This window comes from Acidocella sp. (genome assembly GCF_035535915.1).
Taxonomy (GTDB): Bacteria; Pseudomonadota; Alphaproteobacteria; order Acetobacterales; family Acetobacteraceae; genus Acidocella.
Map to the genome: position 1 here is coordinate 1 of NZ_DATLPB010000096.1, position 10,353 is coordinate 10,353.

At 64.0% G+C, this 10,353-nt stretch carries 13 protein-coding genes; 3 read left to right on the forward strand and 10 right to left on the reverse strand.

Annotated features, from left to right (window positions below; translation table 11 throughout):
- Positions 1-450: 450 nt before the first annotated feature.
- Positions 451-948 (forward strand): GNAT family N-acetyltransferase, encoded by a 498-nt coding sequence (locus tag VNC39_RS12780; protein WP_325399793.1) that lies wholly within the window; start codon positions 451-453, stop codon positions 946-948.
- A 112-nt stretch (positions 949-1,060) separates the two neighbouring features.
- On the opposite strand, the gene VNC39_RS12785 is transcribed toward VNC39_RS12780, so the two are convergent.
- From VNC39_RS12785 to gluQRS, 9 genes are all read right to left on the reverse strand, one after another.
- Positions 1,061-2,413, reverse strand: coding sequence for a glutamine synthetase family protein (locus VNC39_RS12785; protein ID WP_325399795.1), 1,353 nt, complete (start codon positions 2,411-2,413; stop codon positions 1,061-1,063).
- Positions 2,414-2,575: 162 nt separating this feature from the next.
- Positions 2,576-3,091 carry a helix-turn-helix domain-containing protein gene (locus tag VNC39_RS12790; RefSeq protein ID WP_325399797.1) on the reverse strand — a complete coding sequence of 172 codons (516 nt, stop codon included), beginning with the start codon at positions 3,089-3,091 and terminating at the stop codon, positions 2,576-2,578.
- A gap of 240 nt (positions 3,092-3,331) precedes the next feature.
- On the reverse strand, positions 3,332-4,882 hold the full coding sequence (lnt, locus tag VNC39_RS12795; RefSeq protein ID WP_325399799.1) for an apolipoprotein N-acyltransferase: 1,551 nt from the start codon (positions 4,880-4,882) through the stop codon (positions 3,332-3,334).
- Positions 4,875-5,543, reverse strand: coding sequence for an acireductone synthase (mtnC, locus tag VNC39_RS12800; protein WP_325399801.1), 669 nt, complete (start codon positions 5,541-5,543; stop codon positions 4,875-4,877). The genes lnt and mtnC overlap by 8 nt, the downstream gene beginning before the upstream one ends.
- Positions 5,540-6,079, reverse strand: a complete 540-nt coding sequence (locus VNC39_RS12805) for a 1,2-dihydroxy-3-keto-5-methylthiopentene dioxygenase (RefSeq protein ID WP_325399803.1) — start codon at positions 6,077-6,079, stop codon at positions 5,540-5,542. The genes mtnC and VNC39_RS12805 overlap by 4 nt, the downstream gene beginning before the upstream one ends.
- Positions 6,076-6,669: a methylthioribulose 1-phosphate dehydratase gene (locus VNC39_RS12810; protein ID WP_325399805.1), complete on the reverse strand. Its 594-nt coding sequence runs from the start codon at positions 6,667-6,669 to the stop codon at positions 6,076-6,078. Before VNC39_RS12810 ends, VNC39_RS12805 begins: the two co-directional genes overlap by 4 nt.
- A 3-nt stretch (positions 6,670-6,672) precedes the next feature.
- Positions 6,673-6,918 (reverse strand): twin-arginine translocase TatA/TatE family subunit, encoded by a 246-nt coding sequence (locus tag VNC39_RS12815; protein WP_325399807.1) that lies wholly within the window; start codon positions 6,916-6,918, stop codon positions 6,673-6,675.
- 76 nt (positions 6,919-6,994) lie between these two features.
- Positions 6,995-7,948 (reverse strand): CPBP family intramembrane glutamic endopeptidase, encoded by a 954-nt coding sequence (locus tag VNC39_RS12820; protein ID WP_325399809.1) that lies wholly within the window; start codon positions 7,946-7,948, stop codon positions 6,995-6,997.
- Positions 7,945-8,769 carry a tRNA glutamyl-Q(34) synthetase GluQRS gene (gene gluQRS / locus VNC39_RS12825; protein WP_325399811.1) on the reverse strand — a complete coding sequence of 275 codons (825 nt, stop codon included), beginning with the start codon at positions 8,767-8,769 and terminating at the stop codon, positions 7,945-7,947. The genes VNC39_RS12820 and gluQRS overlap by 4 nt, the downstream gene beginning before the upstream one ends.
- 231 nt (positions 8,770-9,000) lie before the next feature.
- Between gluQRS and VNC39_RS12830 the strand changes: the two genes are divergently transcribed.
- Together VNC39_RS12830 and VNC39_RS12835 are read left to right on the forward strand one after the other, a co-directional pair.
- Positions 9,001-9,561 (forward strand): HNH endonuclease, encoded by a 561-nt coding sequence (locus VNC39_RS12830; RefSeq protein ID WP_325399813.1) that lies wholly within the window; start codon positions 9,001-9,003, stop codon positions 9,559-9,561.
- Between the two features lie 2 nt (positions 9,562-9,563).
- Positions 9,564-9,986, forward strand: a complete 423-nt coding sequence (locus VNC39_RS12835; protein WP_325399815.1) for a GlcG/HbpS family heme-binding protein — start codon at positions 9,564-9,566, stop codon at positions 9,984-9,986.
- A 139-nt stretch (positions 9,987-10,125) separates the two neighbouring features.
- On the opposite strand, the gene VNC39_RS12840 is transcribed toward VNC39_RS12835, so the two are convergent.
- A partial coding sequence (locus VNC39_RS12840) for an exodeoxyribonuclease VII large subunit (RefSeq protein ID WP_325399817.1) occupies positions 10,126-10,353 on the reverse strand: 228 nt, incomplete at its 5' end.

Below are 10,353 nucleotides of genomic sequence, written 5' to 3' on the forward strand. Positions count from 1 at the left end.
CGAGTTCGACGCCATGGTAGCGCGCGACCTGCAGCACCGCGGCGAGCCGGGCGGCCGCCTCGTTCAGTTCCAGGCCGAATGACGCGGCGGGGGCGCTGCCGGGGCGGGGAAGATTGTTCACTCACCTCATCCTTCCGTCGATCATGCCAGACGTTGCGATAGAAGAATTACTTAAAATATATTAATTCAATATGTAGAAGTTGTTTTGATAACACAACAATTATATCAGCGTCGGCAGGGCGGCGTAAGGCGGTGTTGCGAGGCGAAGCCGATGGTGGTCCGGCGTTTTCGGGACGGTTGTTGATTTTCGCACCGCTGAAAATTATTTCAAATAGTTCATTTTTTATCGGGCCGCGTCGTCCGTGATCGCCCGGGCGGTTTGAATTGCACCCGCGAATCTGTCTCCCTGAGCCCGAGCCCGGACGCCGGGCCGAATTACGGAGGTTCGCATTGGAAATTCTGAGCGCGACTGAAGCGGATCTCGAAGACGCACAGGCCATTTACGCGCACCATGTTCTACATGGCACCGGCACCTTCGAAGAGGTGCCGCCCTCGCTGGAGGAGTTCACGCAGCGTTACCGGGCGGTTATCGAAGGCGGTTATAAATGGCTGCTGGCGCGCGACGCCTCAGGCTGCCTCGGGTTCGGCTATTACGGCCCGTTCCGCGCCCGCAGCGCCTATCGTTTCACGGTCGAAGACAGTGTGTATGTGCGCGAAGGGGTGCGGGGCCAGGGCGTCGGCAAGGCGATCGTCTCGGCGCTGGTCGCCCATGCCACCCAGGCAGGGTTCCGCGAAATGCTGGCGCTGATCGGCGATTCGGAGAACGTCGCCTCGATCGGCGTCCATGCCAGCCTAGGCTTCCAGCCGGTCGGCACAATGCGCCGCGTCGGCCACAAATTCGACCGCTGGCTCGATGTGGTGACGATGCAGAAGGCGCTGGCGCGTTAGACAGGAAGGAAGGAAGTAGCCGCTTTTTGAAAAAAGCGGCGCAAAAACTTTCTTCACGCTGGGACTGGGGCGTTGAAACCAGCACGGCTACAAAAAGTAGCGCTTCCTTGCCTCACATTCTTTCGAACGATCGGAATCGTTCCCAATCGGTAACGGCGGCGTTGAAGGTGTCCAGTTCCACTTTCGCCATGTTGGCGTAATGCGCCACCACATCCGCGCCGAACGCGGCCCGGGTGAATTCGCTGGCGGCGAACAGAGGCGCGGCCTCGTGCAGGGTTTGCGGCACGCGCGGCAGGTCGGCGTCATAGGCGTTGCCGGTGAAGGCGGGGGCAGGGGGCAGGTCGCGCTCGATGCCGTCCAGCCCGGCGGCGATCATCGCGGCGAGCGCCAAATACGGGTTCACATCGCCGCCGGGCAGCCGGTTCTCCACGCGCAGCGACTCGCCATGGCCGACCACGCGGAAGGCGCAGGTACGGTTGTCCAGGCCCCAGGCAAGGGTCGTGGGCGCGAAGCTGCCGGGGGCGTAGCGTTTATAGGAATTGATGTTCGGCGCGTAGAACGGCATCAGCGCTGGCGTGTGCGCCAGCAACCCGGCGAGGAATTGCAGGAACAGTTTCGACGGGCTGTGCCCGTCCGCGGCCAGGAAGGCCGACTGCCCGGCACGGTCGCGCAGCGAGAGATGGACGTGGCAGGAATTGCCCTCGCGCTCATTGAACTTCGCCATGAAGGTGAGGGCGTGGCCGGCTTCCGCGGCGATCTCCTTCGCCGCTTCCTTGTAGATCACATGCTGATCCGCGGTGATCATCGCCTCGCGATAGGCGAAGTTGATTTCATGTTGTCCGAAATTATTCTCGCCCTTGGAGTTCTCCACCTGGATGCCGGCCGCCTCCATGGCGTTGCGGAGCTTGCGGATGATCGGTTCCACCCGTGCGGTGCCGAGAATCGAATAATCATTGTTGTACTGGTTGGTCGGAGTCAGGCCGCGATAGGCGTTGTCCCAGGCTTCCTCGTAGGAATTGCGGAACAGCAGGAATTCCAGCTCGGTGGCGGCGAAGGCGGTGAGGCCGTGCGCGGCCAGGCGCTGGAGCTGCCGGCGCAGCATGGTGCGCGGCGCCATTGGCACGGGGCGTTGGCTGGCGAACTCGATATCGCACAGCACGATCGCTGCCCCCGGCTGCCAGGGGGCGAGGCGCAGCGTGCCGAGATCGGGCGTGAAGACGAAATCGCCAAAACCCTGCTCCCAGGAGACGAGCGTGTAGCCCGGCACCGGGCGGCACTCGACATCGGTGGCCAGCAGGTAGGCACAGCCTTCCATGATCGGGTTGGCGAGGAAGAAGGCCGGCATCACGCGCTTGCCCTGCAACCGGCCCTGCATGTCGGGTGCGGCGAGGATGATCGTGTCGATCTCGCCGCGTTCGGCCATGGCGCGCAACATGGGCATGTCGAGGGGCTGTGAGCCGGGCATCGCTAATTCCTTGTTTTCCCGGATTTAAGCACATGCCAAGCGCTGGAGAAAAGGCGGGTGGGCGTGCACCGGGCGCGACGGCGCGGCCGAGCGGCCTGCGACACGATGGCGAGGCGTCACAGCGGGTCGTGTCAGGCCCGCCGCTGGACCCCGCCGCCGGCTTTAGCGGCTCGACGCGGCGCCCGGGGCGGCGTTATGGAAATTGGGCTCGAACGCCGCATCGGTCGGGGCCAGCGACTTCATCAGGTCGAACATGCGCTTGCGCATCGCCGGGTCGGTGATGCGGTAATAGGCGCGCACCAGTTCCAGTGTTTCGCGCTTGGTCAGATGGTCGTCGACGCCGGTGGCGAAGCTTTCCTGCGGCTCGGCGAAGCCGTACATGCGGCCGCGCGGACCCGAGACCGGGCCCTCGGACATGCCTTCGGGCATATCCTCGAAAAAGAAGCTGATGGGCACATCCAGCACGCGGGAAATGTCGAACAGGCGCGAGGCGCCGACCCGGTTCACGCCGCGCTCATATTTCTGCACCTGCTGGAAGGTGAGGCCGAGCGCGTCACCGAGACGCTCCTGGGACATGCCGAGCAAAGTGCGGCGCAGGCGGATGCGCGATCCGACATGAATGTCGATAGGGCTGGGGCGGCTTTCCCGCTCCGGACGATCAGCATGTTCTTCGGCCATGAGACACATTCTCTCCAACAAGGGCGGCAAATTGGTTTGGCGCCGAGACTTTCCTGACGATGTCCGCTCCCACGCGGAACGAGCAGAGGGAACCGCCATAGTCTTTTTGTTTCGTCGAACTGCGCGGATTCCGTGCAGTCCCCATGGGCACAATTACCAGAGGTTAACAGCTAAAACAATACAAAAATGACACGCGGTGGATTATTAAATAGACAGTCAAGGGCGTTTTCAATCACGAATTTAGACGAGCAGCGTCAATAACAACCCGGCCGCTAAGGTCAAGATGGCCATAGATGCGGGAATTTCCAAGCCCAGCCTTGCATAAAAGGTGGGGGGTAACTTTTCCGGGAGCGGGGCGACCAAAACGCCCTGGCCCCCCAGCGGCAGCGTGGCCTGGACCCGGCCGAAGGCGTCGATCATGGCGGAGGTGCCCGAGTTCGCGTCACGCGCGAGTGGCAGCCCTTCCTCCACCGCGCGCAGGCGGGCGTTGACGAAATGCTGGCGCGGCCCGGCGGAATTGCCGAACCAGGCATCGTCGGTGACGGTGACCAGCCAGGAGGGCCGGTTTTTCTCATCGACGATCTCACCGGAGAAAATGTCTTCGTAACAGATCAGCGGGCCGAGAGGCGGCAGGCCGGGCGCGGAAAGGGTCTGCGGGCCGGGACCCGGGGTAAAGCCGGCGCCCAGCACGTCAGGGGTGATTTTCACCGGAATCCAATGCGGCATATACTCGCCGAAGGGCACCAGCTTCCATTTGTCGTAAGTGGCCTCGGCGGGACCCGGCCCGTCGGTCACCACCAGGGAATTGCGGTAATCGTTCGGGCCGGCCACGCGCAGCGAACCGGCGAGAATCGGCGTGGTTCCGGTCACGGCAGCCAGCTGCGCGCGCGCCGCTTCGTCGGTGTCCAGCAGCCAGGGGCTGGCGCCCTCCGGCCAGATGACGGTGTCGGCGCCGGCGCGCAGCCCGGCCTGGCTCATGGCCAGCAGGCGCTTCCAGCGCGCGAGCAACGCCGCGCGCGTATAAGAGCCCGGCACGGGGAAATCCGGCTGCACCATCGCGACAACGATGCCGGTGGGCCGCACCGGCGTTTGCAGCCGCCACAGGCCGAAGCCCGCCCAGACGAGCAGGCCGGCCAGCAGAACCAGGAGCCCGCGGCGCTTGAACAAGGGCGTCCCGGCGAGGAGCAGGGTGAGCAGGGTCAGCCCATGCACGCCGAAAATCGCGGCGGGCTGGAGGAAGATATCGCCGAGCGTGCCGGGTATGGCCCAGTCCGTGCCCCACAGATTCCAGGGGAAGCCGGTGAAGGCGAATTGCCTTATCAGGTCGGAGATCACCCAGGCGCCGGAGAAAACCAGCAAACGCGGCAGGCCGGGCCTGGCGGCGCGGGCGGCAAAAGCCGGGATCAGGCTGTAAAAGGCCACGGCACTCGCGAGCAGGGGGGCGGCCAGCGGCACCAGCCACCAGAACGTCGACGCCTCGGTCAGGATCGGTTCGGTGATCCAGTACAGCCCGGCGAGGTTGAGGCCGAAACCGAACAGCCAGGCAATCAAGGCCAGCTGCTTTCTGCTGGTCGCCGCGCCGATCAGGCGCAGAAAGGCAGGCACGCTGAACAGCAGCACCGGCAACAGATGCACGGGCGGCAAGGCCAGAGCTGAGGCCAGGCCCCAGAGGAAGGCCCGGAGCAACGGGCGTGCCGACAAATAGGCGATGACCGCATGGTGCGGCGCCGGGGCGGGCTTGGGGGGCGAAATTTGGGTCCCGCGATCCTGGAGCGGGAGCGAGTCAGCCATGCGGCAATCCGTATTTTGCCGCCACCTCGGCGAAATCGGCGGCGGTATCGTGGTCGGGGCTCGGCCTGGTGCCGTCCTGCGGGCGGACCAGCTGGCAGGTGCGCAATCCCGCCGCGCGCGCCGCGTCCAGTTCCGCCGCGACATCGGAGAGGAACAGCATCCCGCCGGGCGCCAGCCCCGCGCCGCGGCAGATCGCCGCATAGCTCGCGGGGTCGCGCTTCGGGCCGACAGCGGTGTCGAAAAAGCCGGCGAAAAGAGCCGTCAAATCGCCCGCGTCGCTATGGCCGAACAGTAATTTCTGCGCCGGAACCGAGCCGGAGGAATAGACGAACAGACGCAGCCCGCCGTGCGACCAGCGCTTCAACGACGGCGCCACGTCGGGATAGATCACGGATTTGAGGGTGCCGGCGCGATAGCCCTCTTCCCAGATCAGGCCCTGAATCGTCTTCAGCGCGGTAATCTTCTCGTCCCGGTCCATCCAGCCCAGCAGCGTGTCCAGCGCCGGCTCCGGCACGTCGGCCAGCACCGGCCGGCCGCGATTCGCGGCGCAAAACGCCGCGAGCCGCGCCCGTGCATAGGGGAACAGGGTTTGATGCACGAAGTCGATCGGCATGGTGGTGCCTTCGATATCCGTGACGATGGCGGCGGGGGGCAGGCTCACGCGACGGGGAAGCGCTCGGAGATCTTGTCGCCGGTGAAATGCGCGACCCAGCCGGATTGATCGGTGAACACGCGCAACGCGGTGAAGAACGGCTTGTCGCCGGCATCGAACCAATGCTTGGTGTTGGCGGGCACCGAAATCAAATCGCCCGCCTCGCAATAGGCGTCATACACCTTGCCGTCGACATGCATGACGAAATGCCCGCCGCCATGCACGAAGAAGCGGATTTCGTCTTCGGTATGGACGTGCTCGGAAAGGAATTTCTGGCGTAGGGCGGGGACGTTGGGATTGTCCGGCGTCAACTTGAGCACGTCTGCCGACCCCGCGCCCTTGGCGCCCATCAGCGTGTCGAGATAGGGGCGATAGGCCTCGAGAATCACCGAAGCGTCGTCATCGGGGCTCAGGCTTACCGGGCTCTCCCAGCGTTCGAACTGCACGCCGATACGGCCGAGTTCGGCCGACATCCGCGCGGCGTCCTCGGTGAGGATGACCGGGGCGTCCGGGGCATGGTCTTCGAAAACTGTCAAACGGCTCATTTGATGCGTCTCCGTTCAAGCTCGCAGTCTAATAGAAATTCCAGCGCCTCGAGCCGCCAGTAGGCGTGCTCCACACTGGTTCCCCAGGCATATACACCGTGCCCGGCGATGACGTAACCGATCGGCGGCTCACGAATGAGCAGAGGTTCGATGAACCCGGCAAGCCGGGCGATGTCCTGGTCGTTCTCATAGACCGGCAGCGTCACGTCCAGCTCATGCGTGGCGAAGCCGAAGGCTTTCAAAATCTCATAGTTGGAGAAAGTGATGGGCCCCAGCATCGAGAGCACGGTGGCGGCGACAGAATGGCCGTGCAGCACCGCGCCGACCGGAGGGAACAGCCGGTAGAGCTGGCAATGCAGCAGCGTTTCGGCGCTCGGCTTCAGGCCGGGGCTCAACGCCGCGCCGTGATAATCCACCGCCATGATGTCGGCTTCGGTCAGCCGGCCCTTATGGACGCCGCTGCGCGTGATGCCGATGGCGGAGTCGTCGATCCGCGCCGACAGATTGCCCGCGGAACCCGGAACCCAGCCACGACCATCCATGCGCCGGCCAATTTCAACCAGCGCAGCCCCGTGCCCCGCAGGAACCATGGGTTAGCCCTGGTTGATGGTCGTTTTCTGTGAGTCGGGCGCGGTCACGCCGGGCGGGCTCAGCGAACCGGGCTCGCTCATCGCGGCGTCCTTGGTCTTTTTCTCATCATCCTCGGAGGCGACATTCTGCTTGAAGGTTTTGATGCCCTTGCCGAATTCACCCATCAGGTTGCTCACCTTGCCGGTGCCGAACAACAGCATCACGACCACCAGGACAATCAGCCAATGCCAGATGCTCAAACCACCCATACCGAAACTCTCCGCGCGAATACTGGCGTCTAGTCTACCCCGATCGGGAGGGGATGGCAAAAGCGCCGATCCGGGATCACTGGAACAGCGCGACCGCCACCATCGAGCCGCCATTATACAAGATGTGCAACAGAATTCCCGGCCGAATCGAGCGGTATTGGAGGCGCAGCAGCACCGCCGCCAGCGCCACCAACCCGACATCGAGGAAACCCGGCAGGTAATAAATTTTTTGCGGCGCGTGGACCAGGATGAACACCGCCACGGAGATGACCGAAGCCCAGACGGTGCCGAACCGCGCTGCGAGGCCGGCAAAGGCGATGCCGCGAAAAATGATCTCTTCCAGCACCGGGGCCAGGAAGGTGGCGATGAGGATGGGCAGCAGCAGCGCCGGGCCGGTCACGGAGAATAGTTTCGCCATCGGCAGGTTCTGCAATTTGGCGATGTCGGGCGGCACCAGATGGTACATGAGGATCACCAGGGCGACGATCGCCAGTGCGAGCAGCGCCGCCATCGCATAGGCGCGCGCCGGCGCGGGGCGCCAGGCGATGCCGGCGGCGCTGCCGTCATGGCGTTGCACCGGGCTGAAGCGATGGAGATAGTTGACCGTGAACAGCGCCACGGCGGCTTCCACCGCGAGAAAATCCGTCAGCAGATACGCGCTGCCGGTAAAATCGATCAAATGCCGCGCATGGTGCACGATCAGCACCGCATCCTTGATGGCGAACAGGATGTTGGTGAGCAGCGAGGCCGCCAGCATGGTCGCGCCGTAACCCACCACTGCCCAGACGCCTTGCAGCACGCCGAGTTCCGGCATGGCGCCAGGCGGCCGCCTGGCGCCGGGCAGCCAGGCGAAGCACAGGCCGAACAGAAACAGGTCAGCCCCCATCGCCGCGCCGCCGCCGATCAGGCGCAAGAGAAGGGCGTGCGGCGGTATGCGGTGCAGGAGCGCGGTGCCGAAGCCGAACCCGGCCAGGGCGCCGAGCGCGAGCAGGAGCAGCAGCCAGACGATTCCGGCAACGAAGCGGTTCATGCGATGCGGCCTTCCTCAAACTGGCGGCGAATGTCTTGCGGGTCCGCGCCTTCTTCGCGCAGCGCCCGCAGCGTGGCCGCCTGGTCGCGCTTGGCCAGGCGCCTGCCCGCCGCGTCGGTCAGCAGGCGATGATGCGCATAGACCGGCGTCGGCAGATCCAGCAAAGCCTGCAGCAGCACATGAACATGCGTGGCCGCGCGCAGATCCTCGCCGCGGATGACATGGGTGACGCCTTGCAGCGCATCGTCATGCACCACGCAGAGATGATAGCTGGTCGGCACATCGCGCCGCGCCAGGATAACATCCCCGAACGGCTCCGGCGCGGCGATCGTCCAGCCGTGGGTTTCGTCGAAAAATTGCCGGGCCGGGCCGGCCTGCCGCAGCGCGGCCGCCATGTCCAGCCGCAACGCGTACGGCGCGCCGGCGGCGATTTTCGCGGCGCGCTCAGCGTCGCCGAGATGCCGGCAGGTGCCGGGATAGACCGCGTCGGCGCCATGCGGCGCCGCCTGGGCGCGGAGAATCTCGGCGCGTGAGCAAAAACAGGGATAAAGCAGGCCGCGTTGCGCCAGCCGCCGCAGCGCCGCGTCATACGCCGCAAAATGTTCCGACTGCACGCGCACCTCCGGCTCCCAGTCGAGACCGAGCCACGCCAGATCCTCGAGAATCGCGGCGGAAAATTCGCCGCGGCAGCGGGTCGTGTCGATGTCTTCGAGGCGAAGCCAGAAACGGTCGGCGCGACTCCAGGCGGTCCAGGCGGAAAAAGCATGTCCGAGATGCAAAAATCCCGTCGGGCTGGGCGCAAAGCGCGAAATGATGCTCATGATCGTCAGGCGGTATATAGCCATGGCCGGCGAAATGACGAGATTGCCGCCAGGCTCCGGGATGAAGCTGAATCGAACATTATATGACAAGCGCTTGACATTGACCGGTTTGTCTTGCGGGGCGGCCGGGCTTTTGCCATAACCGCAGCATGACTCGCACCGACCACCATATATGGCTGGGATTGGCGACCACACCCCAGCATCTAGTCCTTCTTTGGGACGGGTTGAGTAATGCCTGACGGCGGGATGCATTTTCCCGCCCTTGTCTTGAATGCGGACTTCCGTCCGCTGTCCTATTTTCCGTTGTCGACCTGGACCTGGCAGGATGCCGTGAAAGCGGTGTTCCTGGACCGGGTTTCGGTGCTGTCGGAATATGACCGTGAAGTCCGCTCGCCGAACTTCGCCATGCGCCTGCCCAGCGTCATCGCCTTGCGGGACTTCATCCCCTCGGCGCGCATGCCCGCCTTTACCCGGTTCAATGTCTTTCTCCGCGACGCGTTCACCTGCCAATATTGCGATCACCGCCGGTCCGCGCAGGAACTGACCTTCGACCACGTGATCCCGCGCGCCCGTGGCGGACGCACCAGCTGGGAGAATGTTGTCACCGCCTGCAGCCCATGCAATCTGCTCAAGGGCAGCAAGCTGCCGCGGGAATGTGACATGATCCCACGGCAGGAGCCTAGGCGGCCCACCAGTTGGGAATTGCAGGATAAAGGGCGGGGGTTTCCGCCCAACTACCTGCATGAAAGCTGGCGGGATTTTCTTTACTGGGATGCGGAACTGGAGAATTAGACTTGTTGGATTTGGAAACGGCTAAGAAAATTCTGGATACGGCGCTGGCCCATGCGGTCGCGCATAAGTTCAAGCCGATGGCGATCGTCGTGCTCGATGCGCGCGGCGCCCTGAAAGCCTTCGTCGCGCAGGACGGCACCAGCCTGAAGCGCGGGGAAATCGCGATCGGCAAGGCGCATGGCGCGCTGGCCATGGGCCTGGGCACGCGGGCGCTGATGAAGCGCGCCGAGCAGCAGCCCTTTTTCATCGCCGCCGCCACCGAGGCAGTCGGCGGTTCGCTGATCCCGGTGCCGGGCGGCGTGCTGATCAAATCCGCCGGCGCGGTGATCGGCGCGATCGGCCTCTCTGGCGATACGTCCGACAATGACGAAGCGGCGGCCTTCGCGGCCATCGCCGCTGCCGGGCTCGAGGCGGACGGCGGTTAGCAAGCAAAAAGAAAGCGCTTCTTTTTTAAAAAAAAGAAGCAAAAAACTTTTATAAACTGGGCCGTGGTGGTTTCACCGCCACCGGCCCAGTTTCAAAAAAGTTTTTGCGGCGCTTTTTTCAAAAAGCGCCTTCTTTCTTTTATAATCCCAAATCAAGCTGTGCGGTTTTGGGTGCGGCCCGCACCGCCACCTCGCCGTCGGCGAACCTGATATTCAACGCGGCGTTAGGGGTGACTTCGGAGGCTTTTTGCACAGGCGCGCCCTTGGCGTTCGTCACCAGGGCGAAGCCGCGTGCCAGCACCGCTTCATAGGAGACCGAGTCGAGCCGGACCGACACATGCTCCAGCCGCAGCCTGGCTTCGCGCAG

Coding starts and splice junctions, on each gene's coding strand:
- VNC39_RS12810 (WP_325399805.1), bottom strand. CDS start 6,669: ATGGTTCCTGCGGGGCACGGGGCTGCGCTGGTTGAAATTGGCCGGCGC.
- VNC39_RS12815 (WP_325399807.1), bottom strand. CDS start 6,918: ATGGGTGGTTTGAGCATCTGGCATTGGCTGATTGTCCTGGTGGTCGTG.
- gluQRS (WP_325399811.1), bottom strand. CDS start 8,769: ATGAGCATCATTTCGCGCTTTGCGCCCAGCCCGACGGGATTTTTGCAT.
- VNC39_RS12805 (WP_325399803.1), bottom strand. CDS start 6,079: ATGAGCCGTTTGACAGTTTTCGAAGACCATGCCCCGGACGCCCCGGTC.
- VNC39_RS12785 (WP_325399795.1), bottom strand. CDS start 2,413: ATGCCCGGCTCACAGCCCCTCGACATGCCCATGTTGCGCGCCATGGCC.
- VNC39_RS12820 (WP_325399809.1), bottom strand. CDS start 7,948: ATGAACCGCTTCGTTGCCGGAATCGTCTGGCTGCTGCTCCTGCTCGCG.
- VNC39_RS12790 (WP_325399797.1), bottom strand. CDS start 3,091: ATGGCCGAAGAACATGCTGATCGTCCGGAGCGGGAAAGCCGCCCCAGC.
- VNC39_RS12830 (WP_325399813.1), top strand. CDS start 9,001: ATGCCTGACGGCGGGATGCATTTTCCCGCCCTTGTCTTGAATGCGGAC.
- lnt (WP_325399799.1), bottom strand. CDS start 4,882: ATGGCTGACTCGCTCCCGCTCCAGGATCGCGGGACCCAAATTTCGCCC.